32 protein-coding genes are annotated in these 24,903 nt (G+C 68.5%); 19 read left to right on the top strand and 13 right to left on the bottom strand.

Features of this window, described 5'->3' with window-relative positions; all coding sequences use genetic code 11:
• Positions 1-5: 5 nt before the first annotated feature.
• The 8 genes from A5696_RS09275 to A5696_RS09240 all read right to left on the bottom strand — a co-directional run bounded on the left by A5696_RS09275 (position 6) and on the right by A5696_RS09240 (position 7,551).
• Positions 6-731, bottom strand: a complete 726-nt coding sequence (locus A5696_RS09275; RefSeq protein ID WP_067876788.1) for a DUF72 domain-containing protein — start codon at positions 729-731, stop codon at positions 6-8.
• On the bottom strand, positions 728-1,360 hold the full coding sequence (locus A5696_RS09270; RefSeq protein ID WP_067876785.1) for an endonuclease: 633 nt from the start codon (positions 1,358-1,360) through the stop codon (positions 728-730). The genes A5696_RS09275 and A5696_RS09270 overlap by 4 nt, the downstream gene beginning before the upstream one ends.
• A gap of 42 nt (positions 1,361-1,402) precedes the next feature.
• Complete coding sequence (locus tag A5696_RS09265) at positions 1,403-1,735, bottom strand: TfoX/Sxy family protein (RefSeq protein WP_067876782.1); 333 nt, start codon at positions 1,733-1,735, stop codon at positions 1,403-1,405.
• Position 1,736: 1 nt separating this feature from the next.
• Positions 1,737-2,114, bottom strand: coding sequence for a nitroreductase family deazaflavin-dependent oxidoreductase (locus tag A5696_RS09260; protein WP_067876779.1), 378 nt, complete (start codon positions 2,112-2,114; stop codon positions 1,737-1,739).
• A gap of 103 nt (positions 2,115-2,217) precedes the next feature.
• Complete coding sequence (locus A5696_RS27955; protein ID WP_067876775.1) at positions 2,218-2,727, bottom strand: hypothetical protein; 510 nt, start codon at positions 2,725-2,727, stop codon at positions 2,218-2,220.
• Between the two features lie 212 nt (positions 2,728-2,939).
• Entirely contained in the window at positions 2,940-5,279 is a 2,340-nt protein-coding gene (gene lon / locus A5696_RS09250; RefSeq protein ID WP_067876773.1) for an endopeptidase La, read from the bottom strand.
• Between the two features lie 62 nt (positions 5,280-5,341).
• Complete coding sequence (locus tag A5696_RS09245) at positions 5,342-6,163, bottom strand: alpha/beta fold hydrolase (protein ID WP_067876771.1); 822 nt, start codon at positions 6,161-6,163, stop codon at positions 5,342-5,344.
• Between the two features lie 131 nt (positions 6,164-6,294).
• Entirely contained in the window at positions 6,295-7,551 is a 1,257-nt protein-coding gene (locus A5696_RS09240) for an alpha-hydroxy acid oxidase (RefSeq protein WP_067876768.1), read from the bottom strand.
• Between the two features lie 19 nt (positions 7,552-7,570).
• Here A5696_RS09240 and A5696_RS09235 point away from each other — a divergent pair, with 19 nt between their 5' ends.
• Entirely contained in the window at positions 7,571-8,002 is a 432-nt protein-coding gene (locus A5696_RS09235) for a DUF1810 domain-containing protein (RefSeq protein WP_067876766.1), read from the top strand.
• On the opposite strand, the gene A5696_RS09230 is transcribed toward A5696_RS09235, so the two are convergent.
• Genes A5696_RS09230 through A5696_RS09220 form a run of 3 tightly spaced genes read right to left on the bottom strand, consistent with a single transcriptional unit; the run spans position 7,988 to position 10,405 of the window.
• Entirely contained in the window at positions 7,988-9,262 is a 1,275-nt protein-coding gene (locus A5696_RS09230) for an alpha-amylase family glycosyl hydrolase (RefSeq protein ID WP_067876763.1), read from the bottom strand. The two genes, A5696_RS09235 and A5696_RS09230, sit on opposite strands and share 15 nt — an antisense overlap.
• Before the next feature lie 10 nt (positions 9,263-9,272).
• Positions 9,273-9,809, bottom strand: coding sequence for an alkyl hydroperoxide reductase (locus A5696_RS09225; protein ID WP_067876760.1), 537 nt, complete (start codon positions 9,807-9,809; stop codon positions 9,273-9,275).
• 8 nt (positions 9,810-9,817) lie between these two features.
• Positions 9,818-10,405 (bottom strand): peroxiredoxin, encoded by a 588-nt coding sequence (locus A5696_RS09220; protein ID WP_067876757.1) that lies wholly within the window; start codon positions 10,403-10,405, stop codon positions 9,818-9,820.
• Between the two features lie 102 nt (positions 10,406-10,507).
• Between A5696_RS09220 and A5696_RS09215 the strand changes: the two genes are divergently transcribed.
• The 4 genes from A5696_RS09215 (at position 10,508) to A5696_RS09200 (ending at position 13,479) form a co-directional block, all read left to right on the top strand.
• Positions 10,508-11,452 carry a hydrogen peroxide-inducible genes activator gene (locus A5696_RS09215; protein WP_067876754.1) on the top strand — a complete coding sequence of 315 codons (945 nt, stop codon included), beginning with the start codon at positions 10,508-10,510 and terminating at the stop codon, positions 11,450-11,452.
• A 26-nt stretch (positions 11,453-11,478) separates the two neighbouring features.
• Positions 11,479-12,180: a hypothetical protein gene (locus tag A5696_RS09210; RefSeq protein ID WP_067876752.1), complete on the top strand. Its 702-nt coding sequence runs from the start codon at positions 11,479-11,481 to the stop codon at positions 12,178-12,180.
• A 9-nt stretch (positions 12,181-12,189) separates the two neighbouring features.
• Complete coding sequence (locus A5696_RS09205; protein WP_067876750.1) at positions 12,190-12,633, top strand: TIGR03618 family F420-dependent PPOX class oxidoreductase; 444 nt, start codon at positions 12,190-12,192, stop codon at positions 12,631-12,633.
• 96 nt (positions 12,634-12,729) lie between these two features.
• Entirely contained in the window at positions 12,730-13,479 is a 750-nt protein-coding gene (locus tag A5696_RS09200; RefSeq protein ID WP_067876748.1) for an enoyl-CoA hydratase/isomerase family protein, read from the top strand.
• A gap of 4 nt (positions 13,480-13,483) precedes the next feature.
• On the opposite strand, the gene A5696_RS09195 is transcribed toward A5696_RS09200, so the two are convergent.
• Positions 13,484-13,663, bottom strand: coding sequence for a bacterioferritin-associated ferredoxin (locus tag A5696_RS09195; protein ID WP_066912704.1), 180 nt, complete (start codon positions 13,661-13,663; stop codon positions 13,484-13,486).
• A gap of 203 nt (positions 13,664-13,866) precedes the next feature.
• On the opposite strand from A5696_RS09195, the gene bfr reads away from it, so the two are divergent.
• From bfr to A5696_RS27620, 11 genes are all read left to right on the top strand, one after another.
• Positions 13,867-14,346, top strand: a complete 480-nt coding sequence (gene bfr / locus A5696_RS09190) for a bacterioferritin (RefSeq protein ID WP_067876745.1) — start codon at positions 13,867-13,869, stop codon at positions 14,344-14,346.
• A gap of 194 nt (positions 14,347-14,540) precedes the next feature.
• Complete coding sequence (locus tag A5696_RS09185; protein ID WP_231964271.1) at positions 14,541-16,520, top strand: MDR family MFS transporter; 1,980 nt, start codon at positions 14,541-14,543, stop codon at positions 16,518-16,520.
• A complete protein-coding gene (locus A5696_RS09180) occupies positions 16,517-17,011 on the top strand; it encodes a carboxymuconolactone decarboxylase family protein (protein WP_067876739.1) in 495 nt (164 codons plus the stop codon). Before A5696_RS09185 ends, A5696_RS09180 begins: the two co-directional genes overlap by 4 nt.
• 110 nt (positions 17,012-17,121) lie before the next feature.
• Positions 17,122-18,003, top strand: coding sequence for a TIGR03854 family LLM class F420-dependent oxidoreductase (locus tag A5696_RS09175; RefSeq protein ID WP_067876736.1), 882 nt, complete (start codon positions 17,122-17,124; stop codon positions 18,001-18,003).
• Between the two features lie 22 nt (positions 18,004-18,025).
• Positions 18,026-19,378: a glutamine synthetase family protein gene (locus tag A5696_RS09170; RefSeq protein ID WP_067876733.1), complete on the top strand. Its 1,353-nt coding sequence runs from the start codon at positions 18,026-18,028 to the stop codon at positions 19,376-19,378.
• The gene (locus A5696_RS09165) at positions 19,366-20,478 is read left to right on the top strand and encodes an amidohydrolase family protein (protein ID WP_156738310.1); all 1,113 of its coding nucleotides are present in this window, start codon (positions 19,366-19,368) and stop codon (positions 20,476-20,478) included. Before A5696_RS09170 ends, A5696_RS09165 begins: the two co-directional genes overlap by 13 nt.
• A gap of 31 nt (positions 20,479-20,509) precedes the next feature.
• On the top strand, positions 20,510-21,343 hold the full coding sequence (locus A5696_RS09160) for a lysophospholipid acyltransferase family protein (RefSeq protein ID WP_067876729.1): 834 nt from the start codon (positions 20,510-20,512) through the stop codon (positions 21,341-21,343).
• Entirely contained in the window at positions 21,343-21,777 is a 435-nt protein-coding gene (locus tag A5696_RS09155; protein WP_067876727.1) for an SRPBCC family protein, read from the top strand. Before A5696_RS09160 ends, A5696_RS09155 begins: the two co-directional genes overlap by 1 nt.
• 189 nt (positions 21,778-21,966) lie before the next feature.
• Positions 21,967-22,149: a hypothetical protein gene (locus tag A5696_RS09150; RefSeq protein WP_067876725.1), complete on the top strand. Its 183-nt coding sequence runs from the start codon at positions 21,967-21,969 to the stop codon at positions 22,147-22,149.
• A 130-nt stretch (positions 22,150-22,279) separates the two neighbouring features.
• Positions 22,280-22,501 (top strand): hypothetical protein, encoded by a 222-nt coding sequence (locus tag A5696_RS09145; protein WP_067876851.1) that lies wholly within the window; start codon positions 22,280-22,282, stop codon positions 22,499-22,501.
• A gap of 91 nt (positions 22,502-22,592) precedes the next feature.
• On the top strand, positions 22,593-22,817 hold the full coding sequence (locus tag A5696_RS27620) for a hypothetical protein (protein ID WP_156738309.1): 225 nt from the start codon (positions 22,593-22,595) through the stop codon (positions 22,815-22,817).
• 27 nt (positions 22,818-22,844) lie between these two features.
• Here the strand turns inward: A5696_RS27620 and A5696_RS09140 are convergent, their stop codons facing one another.
• Complete coding sequence (locus A5696_RS09140) at positions 22,845-23,324, bottom strand: nuclear transport factor 2 family protein (RefSeq protein ID WP_067876724.1); 480 nt, start codon at positions 23,322-23,324, stop codon at positions 22,845-22,847.
• A 65-nt stretch (positions 23,325-23,389) separates the two neighbouring features.
• Between A5696_RS09140 and A5696_RS09135 the strand changes: the two genes are divergently transcribed.
• From A5696_RS09135 to A5696_RS09125, 3 genes are all read left to right on the top strand, one after another.
• The gene (locus tag A5696_RS09135; protein ID WP_067876721.1) at positions 23,390-24,307 is read left to right on the top strand and encodes a dienelactone hydrolase family protein; all 918 of its coding nucleotides are present in this window, start codon (positions 23,390-23,392) and stop codon (positions 24,305-24,307) included.
• The gene (locus tag A5696_RS09130; protein ID WP_197516928.1) at positions 24,304-24,651 is read left to right on the top strand and encodes a hypothetical protein; all 348 of its coding nucleotides are present in this window, start codon (positions 24,304-24,306) and stop codon (positions 24,649-24,651) included. The genes A5696_RS09135 and A5696_RS09130 overlap by 4 nt, the downstream gene beginning before the upstream one ends.
• A 61-nt stretch (positions 24,652-24,712) precedes the next feature.
• Positions 24,713-24,895, top strand: coding sequence for a hypothetical protein (locus A5696_RS09125; RefSeq protein ID WP_067876717.1), 183 nt, complete (start codon positions 24,713-24,715; stop codon positions 24,893-24,895).
• Positions 24,896-24,903: the final 8 nt, after the last annotated feature.

Here is a 24,903-nt window from a genome sequence, read left to right as displayed (position 1 = left end):
CCGGATCAGCCCAAAAGCCCCCGCAGATACAGCGCGTTGCGCACCGCGTGCCCGCCGAGGTCGTTGTTGAAGTACATCCACACGTCCTTGCCGTCGCCGTCCCACTCGGTGATCCGGTCGGCCCAGCGCCGCAGCTCGTCGTGCGAGTAGCAGCCGGCGTAGATGGCGTCCTGCTCCGGACCGTGCATCCGGACGTACACCAGGTCGGCGGTGGCCCGCGGAACGCACGCGAGTCCGGCGCCGCTCATCACCACGTAGGCGGCGCGCCACCGCTCGAGCAGCTCATACACCGCGGGGTCGTTCCACGATGGATGCCGCAGCTCGACGGCCACCCGGATCGAGTCGGGCACGAGGGCGAGGAAGGCGTCCAGCCGTGCGTCGTCGCGCTGTTGCTCGGGGTGCAGCTGAACCAGCAGCACCCCATGACGGTCCCCCAGCAGCTTCCAGCAGCGCTCGAACCGCTCGATCCATGGCTCGGGGGAGGACAGCCGACGATAGTGGGTCAGCCCCCGATGGGCCTTCACCGACATCCTGAACCCGTCGGGCAGCCGGTCGCGCCAGCCGGCGAACGTCGAATCCTTCGGCCAGCGATAGAAACTCGCGTTCAACTCGACGGTGTCGAAGACCTCGACGTAGCGCGCCAACCGGCGTGCCGAGGGGAGTCCGGGCGGGTACAACACGTCGGCCCAATGGTTGTAGGACCATCCGGAGGTGCCGATCCGGACGGTCAACCGGCCACCCGCCGGCGCACATCCTCGTCGAGTGCGGCCCGCACGAGCGCGGCCGAGAGACGCGAGTTGTCTTGTGGTGCAAGCTCTCCCAGCTTCGTAGGTTGGGTGGGCAGGCCCAGCTGCTTCGCGACCGCCGTGGCGCGGTCGTCGAAGTGGGGACGCACCCAGGGCCAGACGTCCTGCACCTCGCGCAGGAAGATGTCCGCGCCGGTGTCACCAATTCCTTTGAATTCCTTCAGCATACGTTTCGCCGCGGCCACGTCGTGCCCGCTGCGCCCGGCGATGCCGCGCAGATCGCCGGCGTAGTCGTCGCGGACGCGCCGGGCCATATCGGTCAGCCGGGTGGCAGAGCTTTCGTCGTAGCGCACGTAGTGGGCGCGGCCGAACGCGTCGATCATCGTCTGCCTGTCGGCCGTCAGCACGGACTTCGGTGTCCGCAGGCCGGCCTTGAAGAGTTCGTGCGCGGCGCGCGTCGCGATGGCCGCATCAATGGGCTTGCTGGCCAGCATGCACAGCGCAAGCAACTGGAACAGTGGCATCGGCTTGTCGTCGATCTTGATGCCGGCCTCGGCCGCATAGGTCGTCCCGGCGACCTCGAGCAGCCGTCGCACCAGTTGGCGCTGGTCCATACCGCACCGCTTACCCGGACCACGCTGGGGTCAACCGCGGCGTCACTTTGGCGGCAGGCTGCGGGCGTACCCGATCCCGCGGGTGACCCAGCCCTGCAGCAGGCGTTTGGTTCGCAGGCCGTCGGCGTGGACACGTAACCAGCCGCGGGTCTCCCGGCCGGCCATCACCATCGGGCTGACGTGATCCCGCGCCAGCAGCTTGTCGGTGTCGCCCGGTGGCACGCGCACCAGCAGGCCGCCCTGGCCGCTGGCGGCCACGGACATGTTGCCGTTGATCAAAAATGCCAGGCCGCCGAACATGCGCTTCTCCTCGACGCCGCGCTCGGAGCCGAGCAGTTCGCGGATGCGGTTGACCAAGTCCTCGTCGTAGGCCACGTCAGTCGAGGTCGACCCGGATGGTCAGCAGATCGCTGCCCATCAGACGCACCACCGCGCTGTTGAGCCGCGGCAGGTCGCCGAGCCGCCGCAGCGGGTCGTCGTCGGGCAGCAAGTGGGCCGTTCCGCTGCGCCACCGGCCGCCGATGCGCAGCCGAACCGCGGGATCAGCCTTGATGTTGCGGACATAGTCCGAATGCTCGCCGTGCTCGGAGACCATCCAGAATTGGTTGCCGACCACGCGCCCGCCGACGGCGGTGCGCCGCGCCTGGCCGCTCTTGCGGCCGGTGGTTTCCAGGATGACGCCGGGCATCTTCCGGCCAACCGGGTTGACGAGCAGCCGTTGAACACGATGAACCACTTGCCGTTTCACGCTCACGGCTCTATTCAACGCCGAACCTGCGACGGATGTCACGCGCAACGGCAACAGCCGCCCCCAATGCTGGGGGCGGCTGCCGCATTCCCGCTTTCAGGTACCGGTTTTAACGGGGGGCGCCGGTCGCTCCGACGTTGCCGCCGCCATTGACCTGGCCTCCGGCCCCGCCCGCGGGCGTGTACGCCTGGAAACCAGCAGACGTGTTGACGCCCCATTGGCCCAGGTCCGGGTCGTACACGACCGGAAGTTGAGTCCCGTCGGGGTCACCAACGGGCGGTATCCAGGTGGCCGGGAGCCCGTAGCGGCCCGGGTCGTTGTAGTGCCCCGGCGGCGGGGCGGGGATCCCGTTCCGATCCTGGCCCGGGGGAAGCGGGCTGCCCGGCCCGTTGCAGTTGACGCCCGGGCCGCCGTTACAAATAGGCTGCCCCGGAACGTACGGGCCCGGGCCCGGCTGGTCCCGGTCGCCGCCCGGCACGTTCGGCCCGGGGACGTTGGGGCCGGGACCCGGCATGTTCGGACCAGGATCGGCCTGGGCCAAACCGGCACCCATCCCGAAGGCCGCGGCCCCCAGGCCACCGGCCATCGCGGCAGTTGCTGCGATCTTGCTGAGGTTCATGTGAACTCCTTGTCGAGCTTGGCTGCGACGCACGCAGCGCAACAGCATTGACGGTGTTGTTCAGTTGTCGCCCCAGGCTCCTGGTTCGGGCCGAGGGTCAGGGGAGCTACCCCCTGGTTCCTTCGGCTACCCGGGTCGCAGGAACCGAAAACGCCTTCGCCCGGACTAATTGGCAGCAAACTTTCAGGCAGACTGCACGCGATTTGCAGGCTTCAGGCAGCCGCCTCATCCGTGTGAGCTGCAGCCTCCGCGGGCGCCAGCGCCTGCGCCACGATCTCGGCGACGTCGGTCATCGGTTTCACATCCAGCACCTCGAGCACCTCGGCGGGGACGTCGTCGAGGTCGGGTTCGTTGCGGGACGGGATGAAAACCGTGGTGAGCCCGGCACGTTGGGCCGCCAGCAGCTTCTGCTTGACGCCGCCGATCGGCAACACCCGGCCGTTCAGCGTGACCTCGCCGGTCATGCCGACGTCGGAGCGCACCTGACGCCCGGTGGCCATCGACACCAGCGCGGTGACCATGGTCACACCGGCCGACGGGCCGTCCTTGGGCACCGCACCGGCGGGCACGTGCACGTGAATGCGCCGGTCCAGCGCCTTGGGGTCTTTCACCAAATCAATGCCCAGCTCAGAGGCGTGCGAGCGCACGTAGGACAGCGCGATCTGCGCCGACTCCTTCATCACGTCGCCCAGCTGACCCGTCAGCTGCAAACCAGGCTCGCCGTCGGTGGCGCCGGCCTCGATGTAGAGCACGTCGCCGCCCAGGCCGGTCACGGCCAGGCCGGTGGCCACGCCGGGCACCGCCGTACGTTCCGCCGATTCCGGAGTGAACCGTGGACGGCCAAGGTACTCAACGAGATCCGGCTCGTCGACCGTGACCGGCTCCGGGTTCTCCGCCAGCTTGGTGGTCACCTTGCGCAGCGCCTTGGCCAGCAGCCGCTCGAACTGCCGCACGCCCGGCTCGCGGGTGTAATCGGCGGCGATCTTGCGCAGCGCGGCGTCGGTGACGGCCACTTCGTCGTCGTTCAGCGCCGCCCGCTCGCGCTGCCGTGGCAGCAGGTAGTCACGGGCGATGGCCACCTTGTCGTCTTCGGTATAGCCGTCGATCTGCACCAGCTCCATGCGGTCCAGCAGCGCCGACGGGATGTTCTCGATCACGTTGGCGGTGGCCAGGAACACCACGTCGGACAGGTCCAGGTCCAGATCCAGGTAGTGGTCGCGGAACGTGTGGTTCTGCGCCGGGTCGAGCACCTCGAGCAGCGCCGCGCTCGGGTCGCCGCGGTAATCGGAACCGACCTTGTCGATTTCGTCCAGCAGCACAACGGGATTCATCGATCCCGCCTCGCCGATCGCGCGCACGATCCGGCCCGGCAGCGCGCCCACGTAGGTGCGCCGGTGCCCGCGGATCTCGGCCTCGTCGCGCACACCGCCCAGGGCGACGCGCACGAACTTGCGGCCCAGCGCCCGGGCGACGCTCTCGCCCAGCGACGTCTTGCCGACGCCCGGGGGACCGGCCAGCACCATCACGGCGCCGGAGCCGCGGCCGCCGACGACCTGCAGCCCGCGTTGGGCCCGGCGGCTTCGCACGGCCAGGTATTCGACGATGCGGTCCTTGACGTCGTCCAACCCGTGATGGTCGGCGTCCAGGATCTCCCGCGCGGCCTTCAGGTCCGCGGAATCCTCGGTCCGTACGTTCCAGGGCAGGTCCAGCACGGTGTCCAGCCAGGTGCGAATCCAGCCGCTCTCCGGGCTCTGGTCGCTGGCGCGTTCCAGCTTGCCGACCTCGCGCAGCGCGGCCTCGCGCACCTTCTCGGGCAGGTCGGCCTCTTCGACGCGGGCCCGGTAATCATCGGATCCGTCGGGTTCGCCCTCGCCCAGCTCCTTGCGGATGGCGGCCAGTTGCTGGCGCAGCAGGAACTCCTTCTGCGTCTTCTCCATGCCCTCGCGCACGTCTTCGGCGATCTTGTCGTTGACCTCGACCTCGGCCAAATGCGAGCTGGTCCAGTCGATCAGCACGCGCAGCCGCTCGGCGACGTCAACCGTCTCGAGCAACTGCCGCTTCTGCACATCGGTCAGGTACGACGCGTACCCGGACGTGTCGGCCAGCGCCGACGGGTCGGTCAGGCTGTTGACGTAGTCGACGATCTGCCAGGCCTCGCGCCGCTGCAGCATGGCCAGCAGCAGCTTCTTGTACTCGGCGGCCAGGGCCTTGACCTCGTCGGTCGGCGCGGTCGCGGGCACCTCGGTGACCTCGACCCACAACGCGGCGCCCGGCCCGGAAGCCCCCGCGCCGATGTGGGCCCTGCGCTCACCGCGCACGACGGCGGCAGTGCCACCGCCGGCGATCCTCCCGACCTGCAGAATCTTGGCGATCACCCCGTGCGTCGCGTACCGATCGTCCAGCCGGGGCGCGATCAGCAGCTCCCCGGATTCGCTGGCCTGCGCGGCGTCGATCGCCGCCCGTGCGGCGTCGTCCAGCTCGATCGGCACCACCATTCCGGGCAACACGATCGTGCCGGTGAACAACACAGGCACTGACTTGGCTTCAGCCATCAATCCTCCAAAAGTTGAGTCTGATGCGCTTAACCCAGCTAAGTGCCGGTTTGTTCCCGGCCCTAGCCGGCTTGCGCCCACCACTCGGTGACGAGCACGGCGTATTCGCTGGGTTTCTCCTCCCAGCAGAAGTGGCCGGCGCCCGGAATCAAGTCCACGCGGCTGTGCGGGAGACGCTCGTCCAGGAATTCCGCGTTGACCGGCGGCACCACCTGGTCTTCGGCTCCGGCGACGATGCGGACCGGGGTCTGGATCTGGGGGAGCAGGTCGGCCAGCTGAGGCAGATATTCGCGGTAGCTCTGGGCGTACGGGATTGTCCTGGCGAAGCGGTCGCCCTCGTAGCCGGACATGTAGTCTTCGCGGATTTCGGCAGAGGGCTGGTATCCCGCAATGGTGCCCAGCGCGATCTCGACGATGTTGCGCCCGCCGAACTGTCGGTAGGGCTCCAGATCCGTGGCCTCGACCCAGTCTTTCAAGACGCCGGTGACTTGGATCGGCACCGCCGCGCCACCACTGCCGACGACAACGGTGCGGAACCGGCCGGGTTGCGCGGCCGCGGCAAACAGCGACGACGAGGTGCCGATGTCCGGCCCGACGAGATGGGGATTGTCCAATCCGAAGGCGTCGGCAATGCGAATAATGAAGTCGCCCATAGCCTTCGGATTCATCAGTGATTCGCGGTAGTCCGACTTGCCGAAACCGGGAGGGTCGACGGCCACCAGGTGCGTGTGCGCCGCCAACTGCTCCCAGGCGGGCTCGAAGGCGTAGACGCTCTCCGGCCATGGGCTCAGCAGAATCGCGTCGTGGTCGCCCTGGCCACCCTCGGCGTAGCGGACCGAGAGTCCGTCGATCGTGGTGAATTGGGGACGAACGGATGTACTCATCGCCACTCCTTGTGCCCGGATGCAGCCAATGATGTGCCTGCTCCGCTGATGCAACTAGCCCGGAATCGGACCGATTCCCACACAATCCGCCAGGGCTTCAGCCGGTGGCGAACATCGCGAAAAGGATGCGGCTAACCGGAAACCGGGCCGAGTCGCCTCAGCTGGGTGACATGCTTCGGCGAGAGTTCCTCGAGGCAGGTGACACCCAGCAGTCCCATCGTCCGGATCACCCCGCCCTGCAGGATTTCGATCGCGCGCGTCACGCCCGCCCGACCGCCGGCCATCAGGCCGTAGAGGTAGGCCCGGCCGATCAGCGTGCACCGGGCGCCCAGCGCGATCGCCGCCACGATGTCGGCGCCCGACATGATCCCGGTGTCCACCAGGATCTCGGTGTCCTTACCCAGCTCACGCGCGACCGTGGGCAGCAGGTGAAAGGGGACCGGCGCCCGATCCAGTTGGCGCCCACCGTGATTGGACAACACGATGCCGTCGACGCCGCGGTCGACGACGGCGCGGGCGTCCTCGAGCGTCTGGATGCCCTTGACGACCAGCTTGCCGGGCCACCGGGCCTTGATCCACTCCAGGTCGTCGAAGGTGAGGCTCGGGTCGAACATCGTGCTGAGGTACTCGCCCACGGTTCCCGGCCAGCGATCCAGCGACGCGAACGCCAGCGGCTCGGTGGTCAGCAGGTCGAACCACCACTTCGGATGGGGCACCGCGTCCAGGACGGTGCGCAGCGTCAGCGTCGGCGGGATCGTCATCCCGTTGCGGTTGTCCCGCAGCCGCGCGCCGGCGACCGGGACGTCGACGGTGGCCAGCAGCGTGTCGAAGCCGGCGGCGGCCGCGCGCTGCACCAGCGCCATCGACCGCTCGCGGTCGCGCCACATGTACAGCTGAAACCACTTGCGGCCCTGGGGGACGGCGGTGACCAGGTCCTCGATCGCGGTGGTGCCCAGCGTGGAGAGCGAGAACGGGATGCCGGCCCTGGCCGCCGCCGCCGCGCCGGCGATCTCGCCCTCGGTGTGCATCAGCCGGGTGAATCCCGTCGGCGCGATGGCGAACGGCAGGACGACTGGCTGGCCCAAGACATTCCAGCCGGCGGTGACATTGCTGACGTCACGCAGGATGGTCGGGTGAAACTCGATGTCGCGGAACGCTTGTCGGGCCCGCGCGATCGACAGCTCGTCCTCGGCCGCCCCGTCGGTGTAGTCGAACGCCGCCCTCGGCGTGCGACGTTTGGCGATGCGGCGCAGGTCTTCGATGGTGAACGCGGCGTCGAGGCGGCGCTGGGTAGCGTTCCACTGCGGTCGCTTGAACTGGATCAGCGGTGCGAGGTCGCGCGCCTTGGGCACCCGCCGTTTGACGGCCTCCCGTCTTTTGGATTCCATGGTGTGCCACCGTAGTCGCATGGCGCACGACCCGTTCGACCTGAACCGCTTCGTCGAGGCGCAGGCCGCCGTTTACGACAACGTTCTCGAGGAGCTGCGCGGCGGCCGAAAGCGCAGCCACTGGATGTGGTTCGTCTTCCCGCAACTTCGCGGACTGGGCAGCAGCCCGACCGCGGTCCACTACGGCATCTCCTCGCTCGAGGAGGCTCGCGCCTACCTGCGGCACGACTTGCTCGGGCCGCGGCTGCGCGAGTGCGTTCGGCTGGTCAACGAGGTGCGGGGCCGTTCGGCCGCGGAGATCTTCGGTTCGCCCGACGACCTCAAGCTGCGTTCGTCGATGACGCTGTTCTCGCGCGCCACCGAGGACAACGGGGACTTCCTGGCGCTGCTCGACAAGTACTACGACGGCCGCCAGGACAAGCTGACGGTGGAGCGCCTAGACCGGGCTTAGGATCCGCCAGCCGTGCGGTTCGACAACGAGTGTTTCCACGACCTCCGGCGGCGGGGCCGCCGAACCGCCGAGAACCCGGCCGCGCGCCGCGCCGCACTCCGTCAGCGCCAGCCGCAGCGGCTGGTCGTCGATGTTGAGTGCGACCAGCAGCGCGTTGTCGCCGCTGCGGGTCTCGTAGAGGTAGTGGCGATTCTGCAGCAGCAATGCGGTGCTCGTCGCTCCGTGCAGCCACGGATTGCGGCGGCGCAGCCCGATGAGGAACTGGTGCAGCGCCCACATCTCGTTGCCGAACGCATCCAGTTCGACAGGGGGAGAGCCGAACTCGGGGCGCACCGCGTCGTCGCCGCCGTACCGCTCCTCCTTGACGCCGCGGAAGCCGAGCTCGTCGCCGGCATACACGCTGGGCACCCCCCCGACCGTCAACAGGATCACCAGCGCGTGGGCCACGTGCTCCGGCCGCTCCAGCCGGCTGGCGATTCGGGTGACGTCGTGATTGCCGATGAACGTCATGGGGGCGAAGCGGGCCAGAAACGCGTTGTGCCGCTGTAGCGCCCAGTCCAGTTCGAAGAAGTTGCCGTCGTTGAGGCCGCTCCAGATCGCCTTCCACAGCTCGTATTGGGTGGCCGAGTCGAACGTCGCCGCCTCCACCACCGCGGCATAGTCGCCGTGGATGAGTTCGCCGACGAACCAGGCATCGGGGAACCGGTCCCGCACCCGCGGTAACGTCGACGCCCAGAATTGTTGCGGCACAATGTAGGCCGCGTCCAGTCGCCAGCCGTCCGCACCCCGCCCCAACCAGTGCGCCATCACGTCGACGGTGTAGTCGACGACCTCGGGGTTGTCGTGATTCAGCGTGATGAGCTCGGAGTGGCCCTCGAACGTGCCTCCGCTGAACCAGCCGGGCGCCGCCTCGCGATAGCGGGCGAAGTCCACCCCGACGTGGTTGAAGACGCCGTCGAGCAGGACACGCAGGCCGCGGCGGCGCGCCTCGGACACCAGGTAATCGAAGTCGGCGTCGTCGCCGAGCCGGGGATCGATGCGGTAGTGGTCGGTGGTGTCGTAGCCGTGGGTGCGCGACGCGAAGATCGGACCGAGCGCGATCCCCGAGGCCCCCAGCGCGATGGCGTGGTCGAACCAGTCGACGAGCCGCCGCAGCCGGTGTTCATCCGGCCGCGGCGGCTCCGACGGATACGCGCCCACGAATCCGAGGGGATAGACCTGCCACCAAATGGCGTGTTCGATCCATGCTGGTGCGGTCACGTCGCCGCGATCAGCCGACGCCGGCCGGCGTCTGAGTGGTGATCATCGCTTGCGCCACACCGGAAATGATCGCGGCGGCCTTCAGCGCCTCGTGGATGGCTTCCCGGCTCACGCCCGCCTCGCGCAGCGTGTGCTCGTGAGCGGCGACGCAATCCGGGCATCCGTTGATCGATGACACCGCGAAGCACCACAGCTCGAAGTTCTCCTTCGCCACGCCCGGATTGGCGATGATGTTCATCCGCAGCCCGGCCCGCAGGTCGTCGTACGCGCCGTTGAGGAAGCCACGGCCACGGTAGAACACGTTGTTCATGGCCATGACGGACGCGGCCCCGAGCGCCGCCTGGTACGCCTCGGCGGACAGGTAGTCACCCGCCTCGGCCCCGATCTCGGCCAGCACCTGGGTGTTTCGCGTGGCCGCGGCGCTGGCCAGCAAGGTGCCCCACAGCTGCTCCTCGTCGAGCTCGGTGGTGCGGGTGATCGAACCCAGGTTGAGCTTGAGGTCCTTGGCGTACTCGGGCAGCGCGGCCTTGAGGTTTTCTACGCTCATGTCCCCTCCTACGCGGAAGCCTTGAGCAACTCGCCGGCGTCGATCGTCGGGTCGCCCTTGCGCCAGTTGCAGGCGCACAGCTCGTCGGATTGCAGCGCGTCGAGGACGCGCAGCACTTCGTCGACATTACGCCCCACGGATCCGGCCGTCGCCGAGACGAATTGGATTTCGTTATTCGGATCGACGATGAAGGTCACCCGGTCCGCAACGCCCTCGTCGTTGAGCACGCCGGTGGCCAGCGCGAGCTCACGCTTGATGTCCGACAGCATCGGGAACGGCAGCTTCTTCAGGTCCTCGTGCTGCGCGCGCCACTGGAAGTGCACGAACTCGCTGTCGATCGAGACCCCGAGGATCTGCGCGTCGCGGTCGGAGAACTCGTCGTTGAGCTTGCCGAACGCCGCGATCTCCGTCGGGCACACGAAGGTGAAGTCCTTGGGCCAGAAGAAAACCACGCGCCACTTGCCGGGGTGGTCCTCGTTGGTGATCGTGGTGAAGTAGTCGCCGGGCTGCTTGGCGTCAACCTTCGACAGGTCGCCGCCGATGAGCGCGGTGAGCTGGTAGGCGGGGAATTGGTCGCCGATGGTCAGCAGGGACATATCGCTCCTTAATTGGAATCACTCAAAATTAGCCGTCTGCCAACCATGATGCCGTCCAGGCGATTTGTAGTAAAGGTGATATATCACACTATACTTATAGCCATGACCGATAAGAGCTATCAGCCGACCGTCGCCGGTCTTCGCGCGTTCGTGGCGGTGGCAGAGAAGCAGCATTTCAGCACCGCCGCAACAACTCTCGGCGTCAGCCAGTCCACGCTGTCGCAGGCACTGGCGGCGCTGGAGGCGGGCCTTGGCACCCAGCTGATCGAGAGGTCGACACGGCGTGTCTTCTTGACGGCGGAGGGCACGCAACTGCTGCCGCGGGCGCAGGCCGTCGTCGAGGCCGTCGACGCGTTCACCGCGGCCGCCGCGGGCGCATCCGACCCGCTGCGGGCCGGCGTGCGGCTGGGGCTGATCCCCACGGTTGCGCCCTACGTGCTGCCCACGCTGCTGGCGGGGCTGGCCGAGCGACTGCCCTCGCTGACGTTGCGGGTGATCGAGGACCAAACCGAACGACTGCTGCGGCTGCTGCGCGAGGGCGCGCTGGATGCCGCACTGATCGCGCTGCCCGCCGCCGAGGCGCCGGCCGCCGGAATGACGGCGATTCCGATCTACGACGAGGATTTCGTGCTCGCGCTGCCACCCGGTCACCCGCTGTCGGGCAAACGCCGCGTGCCGGCGACGGCGTTGGCCGAGCTGCCGCTGCTGTTGCTGGACGAGGGCCACTGCCTGCGCGACCAGGCGCTCGACGTCTGCCACAAGGCGGGCGTGCGCGCCGAACTCGCCAACACCCGCGCGGCGTCGCTGGCCACCGCGGTGCAGTGCGTGACCGGTGGATTGGGGGTGACGTTGATCCCGCAGAGCGCGGTGCCGGTCGAGGCGGCCCGCAGCCGGCTCGGACTCGCGCAGTTCGCCTCCCCGCGCCCCGGGCGGCGGATCGGCCTGGTGTTTCGCAGCTCGAGCGGTCGCGACGAGTCCTACCGCCAACTGGCCGCGACGATCGGCACCTTGATCGGCCAGGAACACCGGGTGCGGCCCGTCAAATAGCCGCGCTCCGGCGGTAAGTTCGGCGCATGGAAAAGGTGATCGCGGTGCTGAGGCGCTCGGAGCCCGACGACGACTGGTGTGCCCGGCAACGGGGTCACGTCGCCGACGCGCTGTTGGAACTGGGCCTGTTCGGGCTTCAGGTGAACGTTCGTGACTCCGCGGTGCGGCACTCGCTGATGACGCTGACGACGCTGGACCCGCCGGCGGCCGCGGTGGTGAGCATGTGGACCCAGCAATGCTATGGCGACCAGATGACGGCGGCGCTCAAGTTCCTCGCCCAGGAATGCGAGCGGCTCGCCGCCTACCTGGTGACGGAGTCGGTTCCCCTCGCCGCCCCGCCGACCGAACCCGGTTGTCGGACAACGGGTCTGGCCAACATCGCATTGCTGCGCCGTCCCGCTCATCTGGACCAGGCGACCTGGCTGGCCCGATGGCAGGGTGACCACACGTCGGTGGCCATCGAGACGCAGTCGACGTTCGGCTACACCCAGAACTGGGTGGTGCGCACCCTCACCCCGGACGCGCAGGGAATCGCGGGCATCGTCGAGGAGTTGTTCCCCCGGGAGGCGATCACCGACCTGAAGGCATTCTTCGGTGCCGCCGACGACGACGACCTGCAGCACCGGCTCGGCCGGATGGTCGCCAGCACAACCGCATTCGGTGCCAACGAAAACATCGACACGGTGCCGACCAGCCGCTACGTCTTCAGGACGCCGTTCAAGGATTGAGGGACAGCCATGACCACACTGCGCGACGCCGTGGCGCTGGCCGCCGCGGACCACGGCCTGGCCGTGGTGTCCACCGTCCGCGCCGACGCGACCGTGCAGGCCTCACTGGTCAACGTCGGCCTGCTGCCGCACCCGTCGACCGGCGAGCCGGCCCTGGGGTTCACCACCTACGGCAAGGTCAAGCTGGCCAACCTGCGGGCGAGGCCGCAGCTGGCCGTCACCTTCCGCAACGGATGGCAATGGGCGACCGTCGAGGGCCGTGCCGAGCTGGCCGGACCGGACGACGCGCAGCCCTGGCTGAAGGATGCCGACCAGTTGCGGCTCCTGCTCCGCGAGGTGTTCACCGCCGCGGGCGGCAGCCACGACGACTGGGACGAATACGACCGCGTCATGGCCAAGGAGCGGCGCGCGGTGGTGCTGATCGCCCCGACCCGCGTCTACAGCAACGGCTGACCTGGACACCCCACCCATCCGCGAGCAGCCGCAAAAGCCCCCGAATTCACCCATTCTGGGGGGCTTTTGCGTCTGCTCGCCGGTAGGTTGGCAGCCGTGACTCTGCAGATCGACGACCACAACCGGGTGCGCACCCTGACGCTGAACCGGCCGGAGGCGCTCAACGCGTTCAACGAAGCCCTCTACGACGCGACGGCCGACGCGCTGCTGGCGGCGGCCGACGACCCGGACGTCGCCGTCGTCCTGCTGACCGGCGCCGGCCGCGGCTTCAGCGCCGGCACCGATCTCGCCGAGATGCAGGCCCGCATCAGCGACCCGAACTTCACGCCGGGAAAACACGGCTTCACCGGCCTGATCCACGCGCTCGGCGCCTTTCCCAAGCCGCTGATCTGCGCCGTCAACGGCGTCGGCGTGGGGATCGGCGCCACCATCCTCGGTTACGCGGATCTGGCGTTCATGTCGTCGACGGCCCGGCTGAAATGCCCCTTCACCAGCCTCGGGGTGGCGCCCGAGGCGGCCTCGTCCTACCTGCTGCCGCAGCTGGTGGGCCGGCAGAACGCCGCGTGGCTGTTGATGTCCTCGGAATGGGTCGACGCCGGCGAGGCGTTGCGGATGGGTCTGGTGTGGCGGGTCTGCGACCCGGACGATCTGCTTCCCGAGGCCCGTCGGCACGCGGAACTCCTTGCCGCCCGGCCGATTTCGAGTCTGATGGCGGTCAAACACACCATGATGGAGCCGATCCGCCCCGAGATCGCCGCGGCGAGCGCGCGGGAGAACGCCCATTTCGCCGAACTGATGGGCGCCCAGGCCAACGCCGCGGCCCTGGCGGACTTCAACCGGCGCTAACCGGCTACTGGGCGGGTTCGAATTGGCGCGAGGCCGCAATGATCGCGCGCAGCGTGCGCCTGCACCGCCCGCAGTCCCCGCCGGCGCCGCACGCCTCGGCCACCTCTTTGGACGTCGACGCGCCCCGCGCGACGGCATCGCACACGGTTTGATTCGTCGCCCCGACGCAGAGGCAGACGTACATCAGCGCACCTCCCGGGGGCGGACGTAAGCCGAGCGAACCAGTCGCATGTTAGTGAAGTCTAGCCTAAGTAGGTTAGCGACGCCTAACACCAGATGCGTGACTCGCGCGACACGCTGAGCACAGCCATACCTTGCTGGCAGATTCGAAATCGGCGTGGCAAAGTGCCAGGGAGCCCAGCAGCCTTCACATCGTAGGGAGCGAGCATGCAAGGTGACCCGGACGTTCTGCGCCTGCTCAACGAGCAGCTGACCAGCGAGCTCACCGCGATCAACCAGTACTTCCTGCATTCCAAGATGCAGGAGAACTGGGGCTTCACCGAGCTGGCCCAGAAGACCCGCGAAGAGTCCTTCGACGAGATGCGGCACGCCGAGGAGATCACCGACCGCATCTTGCTGCTCGACGGGTTGCCCAACTATCAGCGCCTGTTCTCGTTGCGCATCGGCCAGACCCTGCGCGAGCAGTTCGAGGCCGACCTGGCGATCGAATACGAGGTGCTGGACCGGCTCAAGCCGGGCATCATCATGTGCCGGGAGAAGCAGGACAGCACCAGCGCGATCATCCTGGAGAAGATCGTCGCCGACGAGGAAAAGCACGTCGACTACCTGGAGACCCAGCTGGAGCTGATGGAAAAACTGGGCGAGGAGCTGTACTCGGCGCAATGCGTGTCGCGGCCACCGAGCTGACCCCACCGGGGTAACGCTTGGTTGCCATCGGTTAACCCTGGGCATCCATAGGCATCGATTGCCCAGGGAAGGCAGGCATGACCAGCACGACACCAGCGGCGGTTCCGACGCGCCAGGCTGCCGAGTCCGCGCCCGGCGGCGTCGCGGTCAACCCGCAGCGGCGCAATTTCATTTTCGTGGCCGTGTTGCTCGGCATGCTCATGGCCGCTCTGGACCAGACGATCGTGGCGACCGCGCTGCCGACCATCGTCGCCAATCTCGGTGGCGCGGGCCATCAATCGTGGGTGGTCACCAGCTACCTCCTGGCGTCGACGGTCATCACCGCCCTGGTCGGCAAGTTCGGCGACCTGTTCGGCCGCAAAAGGGTGTTCCAGGCGGCCGTGTTGTTCTTCGTGGCCGGCTCCGTCCTCTGCGGGCTGTCGACCTCGATGGGCATGTTGGTGGCGTCGCGCGCGCTGCAGGGCATCGGTGGCGGCGGGCTCATGGTGACCGCCATGGCGTTGATCGGTGAGGTGATCCCGCTGCGCGACCGCGGACGCTACCAGGGGGCGATGGGCGCGGTGTTCGGCGTGACCACGGTGATCGGCCCGTTGCTGGGCGGCTATTTCACCGATCACTTCACCTGGCGCTGGGCGTTCTGGATCAACGTCCCGATTTCGGTCGTGGTCTTCTTCGTGGCGGCCGCGGCCATACCGGCGCTCAGCGAGCGCAGTAAACCGGTCATCGACTACACCGGGATCCTGTTCGTCGGCCTGGGTGCCGCCGGCCTGACGCTGGCCACCAGCTGGGGCGGGACGACGTATCCCTGGGGTTCGCCGACGATCATCGGGCTCTTCGTCGCCTCCGTGGTCGCGCTGGCCCTCTTCGCCTGGGTGGAAAGCCGCGCCGCGGCGCCGATCCTGCCGACCCGGCTGTTCGCCAGCCCGGTCTTCACCGTGTGCTGCGTGCTGTCCTTCGTCGTGGGATTCGCAATGCTGGGCGCGCTGACGTTCCTGCCCACCTACATGCAGTTCGTCGACGGCGTCTCGGCGACGACGTCGGGCCTGCGCACCCTGCCGATGGTGCTGGGGATGCTGACGACGTCGATGGGCAGCGGCGTCCTGGTCGGCCGCACGGGCAGATACAAGGCCTTTCCCGTCGCCGGCACCGCGGTGATGGCGGTGGCGTTTTTCCTGATGTCGCGAATGGACCCGTCGACGTCGGCGCTGCTGCAGTCGCTGTTCCTGGTCATCCTCGGCGCGGGGATCGGGATGTGCATGCAGACGTTGGTCCTCATCGTCCAGAACACCTCGAGCTTCGACGACCTCGGCGTCGCCACCTCGGGGGTCACCTTCTTCCGCACGATCGGCAGCTCGTTCGGCGCGGCGATATTCGGCTCGCTGTTCACCAACTTCCTGCACAGCCGGATCGGTCCGGCGATGGTCGCCGGCCGCGCTCCGGCGGCGGCCGCCGCATCCCCGGAGGCCCTGCACCGGCTGCCGCATCCGATGGCCGCCCCGATCGTGGCGGCCTACGCCGACTCGCTGACTCAGGTCTTCCTCTGGGCCGTCCCGGTCGCGCTGGTCGGATTTCTCGTGTCGCTCTTTCTGCGCGAGGTGCCGCTGCGCGACATTCACGACAGCACGGTCGATCTCGGCGACGCGTTCGGGATGCCGAACAGCGAGACACCCGACCAGATGCTGGAGGCGGCCATCGCCCGCATGCTGCGCAGCGAGCCCGGCATGCGCCTGCGCAGCATCGCCATGCGACCCGACTGCCGCCTCGACGTCGCCGGGTTGTGGGGGGTGTTGCGCATCAACCGCTACCGCCAGATGTGCGGGGCTGCCCGGCTCACCGACATGGGCGAGTACTTGCGCATCCCCTTCGAGGTGCTGGAGCCCACCTTCTCCCGGCTGGTCGCCGCCGGGTACGCCCAGCGCGACGGTGACGAATTGTGGCTGACCCCCGCCGGAATGCAGCAGGTCGACTACGTGCATTCGCTGCTGCTGGCCTGGCTCGCCGACAAGCTGGCCCGGTCGCCCTCCTTCGAGGGCCGGCCCGACCTGCGCCAGGTGCAGGGCGCCCTGGAACGCGTCGCGCATCGGGTGCTGGCCCAACGCGATTGGCACGACGAACATCCGACCGTGGCCATCAAGACGGCGGTCCCGACGGCGGGGCGTACCATCTCGCCATGAGCCGAATCGGAACATTCGCTGACGACGACATCTACAGCTGGGCCGCGAAGTCGCCCGACCTCGGCGGCGCGATCGCCAACTTCAGCCAGGCCGTCTACACCAAGAACCGGCTGCCGATGCGCACCCGCGAGCTGGCCCGGACGGTCATCGCCCATGACAACGAATGCACCGTGTGCATGAACACCCGCGACGCCGACGGACCCGCCGCCGGCGTCGACGAAGAGCTCTACCAACACGCGCTGGAGTGGCGCACCTGGCCCGGGTACAGCGAACAAGAGCGCCTGGCCGCCGAATTCGCGCACCGCTTCGGCACCGAGCACACCAAGCTGCGCGACGACGAAGACTTCTGGAGCCGGTGCAACGAGCACTTCTCCGAAGAGCTGCTCGCCGACCTCGCCATGTCCTGCGCCCTGTGGGTCGGGATGGGCCGCATGCTCCGGACCCTCGACATCGGCCAGGCCTGCAAGCTGACGCTGCCCAGCCGCGCCTGATCGGCCGGCACGCCAGACCACATCGCCACTGCGCCGCGACACATAAACGTCTGCGACGACACGCCGAAAGATGTCGCAGCCCTTTATATTTCGCGGGCACGGAGGACATTGTGAAGATTCGCTTCGGCATCGGGCTGGGCGCCGACACGGCCCCGGATCAACTGGCCGGCATCGTCGATCACCTGGAGAGCAGCGGGGTCGACTCGCTGTGGTTCTCCGAGCTGGTCTACTCCCCGGCGGTCGACCCGGTCGTCGGCATGGCCTACGCGCTGGCGCGGACGACCCGGCTGAAGGCGGGCACGTCGGTGGCCGTGCTGCCGGGCCGGCATCCGGTGCTGGTGGCCAAACAACTGGCGTCGCTGGCCGCCGTCGCACCGAAGCGGGTGCTTCCCGTGTTCGGTTTGCGCTCGGCGATCCCGGCCGAGCGCGAGGTGTTCGTGGTCCCCGAGGGGGAGCGGGCCGCGGTGTTCGACGAGTCGCTGCGGGTGCTGCGCACGGCGTTGGTCGACGACGCGGCCACCTACCGCGGGCGGTATTTCACCGTCAACGGGGCGGCGGTCGCGCCGCGGCCGGTGCCCCCGCTGGACATCTGGCTGGGCGGCTCGGCGCCCGCGGCGTTTCGGCGCATCGGCGCGCTGGCCGACGGCTGGCTGGGCAGCTTCCTCACGCCGCCCGAGGCGAAGGCCGGGCGCGAGGCGATCGAGCGGGCCGCCGAGCAGGCCGGCCGCCGGATCGAGCCGGATCACTTCGGCATCTCGCTCGCGGTCGGGGACGGCGAGTTGTCCCCCGAACTCGTCGCGGCGGCCCGGCGCCGCCGTCCCGAAGTCGATCCCGGTGAGCTCATCGCCGCCGGCTGGGATCGGCTGCACCGGCAGCTCGACGCCTACCTCGCCGCGGGACTGACGAAGTTCGTCATCCGCCCGGCGGGCAAAGCGCCGCTGGACGACTTCATCGACCGGTTCGTCACCGAGCTGACGGCGCGCCAGAACTGATCGAGTTGCCACAATGGCAGCCATGACAGCCACGCCCCTCGCCGCCGCCGCGATCGCCCAGCTGGAGGGGGAAGGCGTCGACACGGTCATCGGCACCGTCGTGAACCCCGCCGGTCTTACGCACGCCAAGACGGTCCCCATCCGGCGCACCAACACCTTCGCCGACCCCGGCCTCGGCGCCAGCCCGTCATGGCATGCCTTCGCCATCGACCAGAGCGGCATCGCCTTCACCGACGACGTCGGCGTGGTCGGCGACCAGCGCCTGCGCATCGACCTGTCGGCCATGCGAATCGTCGGCGACGGACTGGCCTGGGCGCCGGCCTCGTTCTTCGAGCAGGACGGCACACCCGTCCCGGCGTGCGCCCGGGGAACACTGGGCCGCGTCGAGGCCGCGCTCGCAGAAGCCGGCCTCGAGGCGGCGATCGGCCACGAGATCGAGTTCCTCCTGGTCGAAGCCGACGGCGGCCGGCTGCCCGCCGCGCTGTGGGCGCAATACGGCCTCGCCGGCGTGCTCGAACACGAGGCGTTCATTCGCGACGTCAACGCCGCGGCCACGACGGCGGGTGTGGCTGTCGAGCAGTTCCATCCCGAGTACGGGGCCAACCAGTTCGAGATCTCGTTGTCGCCGTTGCCGCCGGTCGCCGCCGCCGATCAGCTGGCCGTGACCCGGCTCATCATCGGCCGGGCCGCCCGCCGGCAGGGGTTGCGCGTCAGCCTGTCGCCGGCGCCGTTCGCCGGCAGCGTCGGATCCGGTGCGCACCAGCATTTTTCGCTGACGGGTGCCGACGGTCCGCTGTTCTCCGACGGACCCGGCCCGGCGGGCATGACGGCGGCGGGGGAGAGCGCCGTCGCGGGAGTGATCGGCGGGCTGCCCGAAGCCCAGGGCGTCCTGTGCGGATCGATCGTGTCCGGTCTGCGGATGCGGCCCGGCAACTGGGCCGGCGCCTACGCGTGCTGGGGCACCGAGAACCGGGAGGCGGCGGTGCGTTTCGTCAAGGGCGGGCCCGCGAATCCACGCGGCGCCAATGTCGAAGTCAAGATCGTCGACCCGTCGGCCAACCCCTACCTGGCGACGGCGGCGATCCTCGGCCTCGCGCTGGACGGGATCAAGCGCCAGGCGACGCTGCCGCCCGAGATCACGATGGACCCGGCGAAGCTCTCCGATTCGGAGCGCGGCGACGCGGGCATCGTGTGCCTGCCCGAGTCGCAATCGGAAGCCATTGCCGCCCTTGATGGTTCGTCCCTACTGCGCGGTATCCTGGGCGACTCGGCGGTCGACATGGTGGTCGCGGTCCGCCGCCTCGAGCAGGAGCGCTACGGCGACCTCGATCCGGAGCAACTGGCGGACAAATTCCGCATGGCGTGGAGCCTGTGAGCTTCCCGACTCTGGAGGAGCACATCGATCAGGTGCGGCTGATCGATCAGCACGCGCACGGCTGCTGGTTGGCGTCGGGGGACCGGCAGCGGTTCGAGAACGCCCTCAACGAGGCCGACACCGAACCGCTGCTGCACTCGGGTTTCGACTCCCAGCTCGGTTTCGCCGTGCGCGCCCACTGCGCACCCATACTGGGACTCCCCGAACACGTTGAACCGCAAGCATACTGGGAACGGCGTCGGCAACTCGACGAGACCGAGCTGGCGCGGCTGTTCCTGCCGGCCGCCAAGGTGAGCGACTGGCTGGTCGACACCGGAATCGGCGAACAGATTGCGGGCACCGACGAGATGGCCGAGCTGTCCGGCAACCGCGCCCGCGAGATCGTCCGGCTCGAACAGGTGGCCGAGCAGGCCGCGCAGGCGCCGGGCGATTACGCCTCGGCATTCGAGGAGATCCTGCACCGGCGCGCGGCCACCGCGGTCGGCACCAAGTCCATCCTGGCCTACCGCGGCGGGTTCGACGGAGACCTGAGCGAGCCGTCGGCGCCGCAGGTCGCCGAGGCCGCGGCGCGGTGGCGCGACCGCGGTGGCACCCGGCTGCAGGACCGGGTCCTACTGCGCTTCGGGCTGCATCAGGCGCTGCGGCTCGGCAAGCCACTGCAATTCCACGTCGGCTTCGGCGACCGCGACTGCGACCTGCACAAGGCCAACCCGCTGTTGCTGCTCGACTTCCTGCGGCGGTCCGGCGCCACGCCCGTCGTGCTGCTGCACTGCTATCCCTACGAGCGCGAGGCCGGATACCTGGCGCAGGCCTTCAACAACGTCTACCTCGACGGCGGGCTGAGCGTGAACCATCTGGGCGCGCGCGCCCCGGCGTTCATCGCCCGACTCCTCGAGATGGCGCCCTTCCCCAAGATCCTGTATTCGTCGGACGGGTACGGCCCGCCGGAGTTGCACTATCTTGGAGCGGCCCTGTGGCGCAACGGTATTCGCCGCGTGCTGCGCGGCTTCGTCGCCGACGGGGAGTGGAGCGAGAACGACGCCATCCGGGTGGTCGACCTGATCGCCCACCGGAATGCCGCCCGCATCTACGGCGTTTGACGACGGGCGACACCGGGGTATACCCGCGGTTATGGCGACCATGGGGGACGTCTTGGCGTGGGCCCGCAACCAGGTGGTGTCGCGGGTTCCCAAGGCCGACCTCGATCAGCGCGATCCCGACTACATCCGCGACCAGCTCCCGGGAACGTGGCTGTTGGCGTCTCTGTACTTCCGGGCCGACGTCCGCGGCCTCGACCGCATTCCGGCGGAGGGCCCGGTGCTGCTGGTCGGCAACCACAGCGGCGGCAACGTGCCGCCGGACACGTTCGTCTTCACGCTCGCGTTCTGCTCCTACTTCGGCGTCGAGCGGCCCTTCTACCAGCTGGCTCACAACCTCGTCGTCTCCGCGCCCCCGCTGGGCTGGTTGCGCAAGTTCGGCACCGTCGCCGCCAACCCCGAAAACGCCCGGCTCGCATTGGATTCCGGGGCGGCGCTGCTGGTCTATCCGGGCGGCGACTACGAGGTCTTCCGCCCGTCATGGGAACGCCACAAGGTCGACTTCGGCGGGCGGATGGGTTACGTGCGGTTGGCCCGGGAGGCCGGTGTGCCCATCGTGCCCGTCGCCAGTGTCGGCGGCCAGGAAAGCGCGCTGTTCCTCAACCGCGGTCAGTGGCTGGCCAAGCTGTTGATGGCGGACAAGTTGCTGCGGCTCAAAAGCATTCCGATCTCGCTGGCGCTGCCGTGGGGCCTCAACATCAGCGACCTGGCGGGGCACATCCCGCTGCCGACGAAGATCGTCATCGAGGTGCAGGAGCCGATCGAGGTCGACGGGGACGACCAGGCCGTGCACGACAAGGTGATGGCCAGCCTGCAGGGCGGCGTCGATGCGCTGGCCGCCGAAAGAAGATTCCCGGTGATCGGCTGATGCGCGTCGAACGCCGCTGCGTGATCGACGCCGACCGCGACGCCGTCTGGAAGATCGTCAGCGACCCCGACTGCTACCCGTCGTTCATGACGAGCCTCGAGCGATGGGAGCCGTCGAACGACAAACCGCCCGGCGTGGGCGCGCGCTACACCGTGCACTGGAAGATCGGCTCGGTGCCGGTCGGCGGCCTGATCGAGGTGGTCGAATTCGATGACCGCCGCGACCTGGCGTGGGTGGGCATCACCGGCGTGACCCTGCGTGGGCGGATCCGGTTGCGCGATGCCACGGAAGGCAAGACGAAAGTGACGTTCCGGCTGTCCTATCAGGCGCCCGGCGGGCTGATCGGCTACATCGCCGACCGCATCGCGGTGCGCCAGGTGGGCCGGAACCTGTCGGAAACCCTGAAGTGCCTCAAGAGGCTGGCCGAGTCTTAGCCGGCCGGACGGCGACACCGCGGGCCGAAACTTGCAACGAGTGTTTTCACAATTCCTATTGTGAGTACGCAGTACCAGCATTTACGCTCGTATCGGACGAATCGGGCCACGTCATGAAGCACGACCGTCACGAACCGGGGAGATTTTGGACATTTTGTCCCGTGGAACGTTATTTGTAGTAGTCGCCTCATGACCGTTGCGTCACTGAGCCGGAATTTGTACGAGTTCGCCGTCGAGCTGCGCCGGTTGGCCTACACCATGCCGGGGGGGCATGAGGACCCGCTCATCCACCTGAGCGAACGGATGCTCTGCTGCGCCAGGGAGCAGGCCGCCGAGCAGCCGCAGGCGCCCAGGGACTGGCTCGCCGAGTAGCAGCCGTCCGCGGCGTCAAAGCGGCACGAAGCGCCGCAACTTCCCGCCGGCCCGGTGGCCATCGACCGTCCTGCACGGCAACGGCAACACTGTATCGGTTGACCCCACGGGCCGGAGCAAGATGTATGGCGTGAGTTGGACGAGGCACCGGGGAAAAGCGCTCGCGGAGGTAGCCCTCACCGGCGACGCACTGCTCGCCGAACTCGAGGACTACATCCGCCTGGAGAACCCGAACCTGACGGATGTTCGCCTGGAGCGGGCAACCGCGACCGACGGGTACGACGCGGGCGCCCGATCACCCAGGCGGTGGTACGAAGTCACCTACCTGGCCGACGACGGCCAGGGCTTTTGACCGGCGTTGCCGACCCACCGAGGCTTGTCTAACATGTGTCTAATAGCCGTGACTTCCGGTAGGAGCCACCACAGATCTGAAGGCATCCGCCATGTTGCACCTGCTGCCCAAATTTCACTCACTGCGCGATCAAGCAACGCCCCGTGCTGAGCCGGCCCAGTCCGCGGCTGCGCATCACCCGTGGCCGGGCGGATCGTTCATGACGGCGATCGCGCATATCCACTTCGGGCCGTCCGAGCCGCCGCGGCTGTACCCGCTCCACGAGGCCGGCTATCTGGAGGCGGAGCTGATGTCCCGCCTGATGGAGCGCCTCTGATCGGCTCGGCGGCGCCGCAGGGATCCGTCAGACCAACTCGGACGCGTCAAACACCCAGCTGGTGTCGGCCGTCGCAAGAGCCTCGAAGTGGTTCGGCGGCGCGAAGCTGACGAGGCTTTGCATGTCCCAATAGTCTTTCCAGACGGCGATTTTCGGCTCCCCGTCTCGTTCGACGACCTTGTGCACCGTGACGAATCTCAGCACGCCCTGCTCACCAGACGCGAAAGTCCAAGTCTCCGAGTGCTCGTAGATGACGTCCGAGCCGTTGGACACCAGCACGCCGTCGTGGTTCTCGTAGGCCGCCAGCGGCTCGAGGCCCATCTTGAGCCGCTTCACGATGTCTTCGGGACCGCGCGCCGACAATGCGGGGACCGGCATGTCGACGTAGAGGCAGTCGTCGGCCAAGAACGTCTTGACCGCATCCCAGTCCCGCCGCGAAAGCGCTTGCCACATCCCGACGACGACGTCCTCGACAGCGACCGGGGAAACCGCAGAGACTTCAGTCATAGCGGCAAATAAACCCGGTTGCTCAACGCGTGTCAACCACAGCTCGGCGGCGGATACTGCTGAGGGTGACCGCGCTGAACCGCTACCTCGCCGAAGAAATCGCGACCGACCACGTCGACGGACTGCTCACCCGGCGCGAAGCGGTGCGACGGCTCGCCCTGCTCGGGGTCGGCGCCGCGGCCGCCGGCGAGCTCATCGTGGCCTGCTCCAAGCCGGACGGGGCGGCCGAGCACGCCAAACCGACCGTCGTCGAAAGTCCAACTGGCGCAACGCAACCGCCCGGCGCGGCCAATGCGCTGCCGACCGCGCCGATTACCTGGGCCGGGCCACAGGGCCCGCTGCAGGGCGCCTGGGCCCAGGCGCCCGATTCGAAGGGATGCGTGCTCGTCGTTCACGAGAACAGGGGATTGACCGATTGGGTGCTGTCGGTGGCGGGCCGGCTGGCCGGGGCGGGCCACTCCGCGCTGGCGATCGACCTGTTGTCCGAGGAAGGCGGGACGGCCACCTTCGCCGACCCGGCGCAGGCGACCGCCGCATTGGGCAAGATCCCGCCGGAACGGTTCACCCATGACCTGAATTCCGGCGTCGCGCAACTGAAGCTGCGCGCGCCGGGGCAGAAGGTCGCGGTGGTCGGCTTTTGCTTCGGCGGGGGACTGGTGTGGCAACTGCTGGCCTCCGGCGCGCCGGGCGTCTCGGCCGCGGTGCCGTTCTACGGTCCGTTGCCGGCCAACCCGGACTTCACCGGATCCAAGGCCGCGGTGCTGGCGATCTATGCCGCGCAGGACTCCCGGGTCACAAGTTCGCAACCTGCCGCCAAGGCGGCCCTCGACCGCGCCGGGCTGGTCAACGAGATCGTGGTCGAGCCGGGCGCCGACCACGCGTTCTTCAACGACACCGGCCCGCGCTACAACGCCACCGCGTCGGCCGACGCGTGGCGGCGGTTGCTGGATTGGCTCGGCCGCTACCTGGCCGGGCAATGGTGAGCCCGCGCGTCCGGGTTCTGATCGCCGTTGCACTCCTCGGCGTCGTGGCCGGCGGTTGCGGAGCGCTCGCCTTCGGCTACTGGGAGACCAGCCGGGACTGCAGCGGCTGGGTCGACGCCCACGGGTACCAGTTGGTGCGCGACGAGTGGTGGGCCAAGACCCGCGGCTGCGTCGCCCTAACGCCCGCGCGCGAGGAGGTTTACCACGACGAAGAGTTTCGCAGCAAAGCGATCGGGTGGGCCTGGCAATTCGCGATTTTCGGGGCCGGTACGTTGCCCGCCGTGATCATCGTCGCGTCGGGCACGCTGCGGTGGCGACGCAGTTCCTTTCGCGAGGATCCCTAGGCGTCGACCATGCGGTCGGAAATCACGGTGCTGACCACGACTTTGCCGCATACTTGGCGACGTGACCGTGCAGCGCGATACCCCCGAGGAGGCCGGGGACCATCAGGTCGACCGCCTGCTGACCCGGCGCGAGGCCATCCGAAGGCTGGCCCTCGTCGGGGTGACCGCGAGCCCCGCCGCGCTGATTGCGGCCTGTTCCGGCAACCGAACCTGGCCCACCAGGCGACGGCGCCGCCGCCGCTGAGCGTCAAC

The organism is Mycobacterium sp. E2699, from assembly GCF_001666745.1.
Classification (GTDB): domain Bacteria; phylum Actinomycetota; class Actinomycetes; order Mycobacteriales; family Mycobacteriaceae; genus Mycobacterium.
The sequence above is the reverse complement of the archived record's forward strand: the minus strand, read 5'-3'. Positions and strand labels throughout refer to the sequence as shown.

Bases quoted from the DNA above. Each gene is read 5' to 3' on its own strand.
- A5696_RS09270 (WP_067876785.1), bottom strand. From the start codon at position 1,360: ATGGACCAGCGCCAACTGGTGCGACGGCTGCTCGAGGTCGCCGGGACG.
- A5696_RS27955 (WP_067876775.1), bottom strand. From the start codon at position 2,727: ATGAACCTCAGCAAGATCGCAGCAACTGCCGCGATGGCCGGTGGCCTG.
- lon (WP_067876773.1), bottom strand. From the start codon at position 5,279: ATGGCTGAAGCCAAGTCAGTGCCTGTGTTGTTCACCGGCACGATCGTG.
- A5696_RS09245 (WP_067876771.1), bottom strand. From the start codon at position 6,163: ATGAGTACATCCGTTCGTCCCCAATTCACCACGATCGACGGACTCTCG.
- A5696_RS09240 (WP_067876768.1), bottom strand. From the start codon at position 7,551: ATGGAATCCAAAAGACGGGAGGCCGTCAAACGGCGGGTGCCCAAGGCG.
- A5696_RS09235 (WP_067876766.1), top strand. From the start codon at position 7,571: ATGGCGCACGACCCGTTCGACCTGAACCGCTTCGTCGAGGCGCAGGCC.
- A5696_RS09225 (WP_067876760.1), bottom strand. From the start codon at position 9,809: ATGAGCGTAGAAAACCTCAAGGCCGCGCTGCCCGAGTACGCCAAGGAC.
- A5696_RS09220 (WP_067876757.1), bottom strand. From the start codon at position 10,405: ATGTCCCTGCTGACCATCGGCGACCAATTCCCCGCCTACCAGCTCACC.
- A5696_RS09215 (WP_067876754.1), top strand. From the start codon at position 10,508: ATGACCGATAAGAGCTATCAGCCGACCGTCGCCGGTCTTCGCGCGTTC.
- A5696_RS09210 (WP_067876752.1), top strand. From the start codon at position 11,479: ATGGAAAAGGTGATCGCGGTGCTGAGGCGCTCGGAGCCCGACGACGAC.
- A5696_RS09205 (WP_067876750.1), top strand. From the start codon at position 12,190: ATGACCACACTGCGCGACGCCGTGGCGCTGGCCGCCGCGGACCACGGC.
- A5696_RS09195 (WP_066912704.1), bottom strand. From the start codon at position 13,663: ATGTACGTCTGCCTCTGCGTCGGGGCGACGAATCAAACCGTGTGCGAT.
- bfr (WP_067876745.1), top strand. From the start codon at position 13,867: ATGCAAGGTGACCCGGACGTTCTGCGCCTGCTCAACGAGCAGCTGACC.
- A5696_RS09185 (WP_231964271.1), top strand. From the start codon at position 14,541: ATGCTCATGGCCGCTCTGGACCAGACGATCGTGGCGACCGCGCTGCCG.
- A5696_RS09180 (WP_067876739.1), top strand. From the start codon at position 16,517: ATGAGCCGAATCGGAACATTCGCTGACGACGACATCTACAGCTGGGCC.
- A5696_RS09170 (WP_067876733.1), top strand. From the start codon at position 18,026: ATGACAGCCACGCCCCTCGCCGCCGCCGCGATCGCCCAGCTGGAGGGG.
- A5696_RS09160 (WP_067876729.1), top strand. From the start codon at position 20,510: ATGGCGACCATGGGGGACGTCTTGGCGTGGGCCCGCAACCAGGTGGTG.
- A5696_RS09155 (WP_067876727.1), top strand. From the start codon at position 21,343: ATGCGCGTCGAACGCCGCTGCGTGATCGACGCCGACCGCGACGCCGTC.
- A5696_RS09150 (WP_067876725.1), top strand. From the start codon at position 21,967: ATGACCGTTGCGTCACTGAGCCGGAATTTGTACGAGTTCGCCGTCGAG.
- A5696_RS27620 (WP_156738309.1), top strand. From the start codon at position 22,593: ATGTTGCACCTGCTGCCCAAATTTCACTCACTGCGCGATCAAGCAACG.
- A5696_RS09140 (WP_067876724.1), bottom strand. From the start codon at position 23,324: ATGACTGAAGTCTCTGCGGTTTCCCCGGTCGCTGTCGAGGACGTCGTC.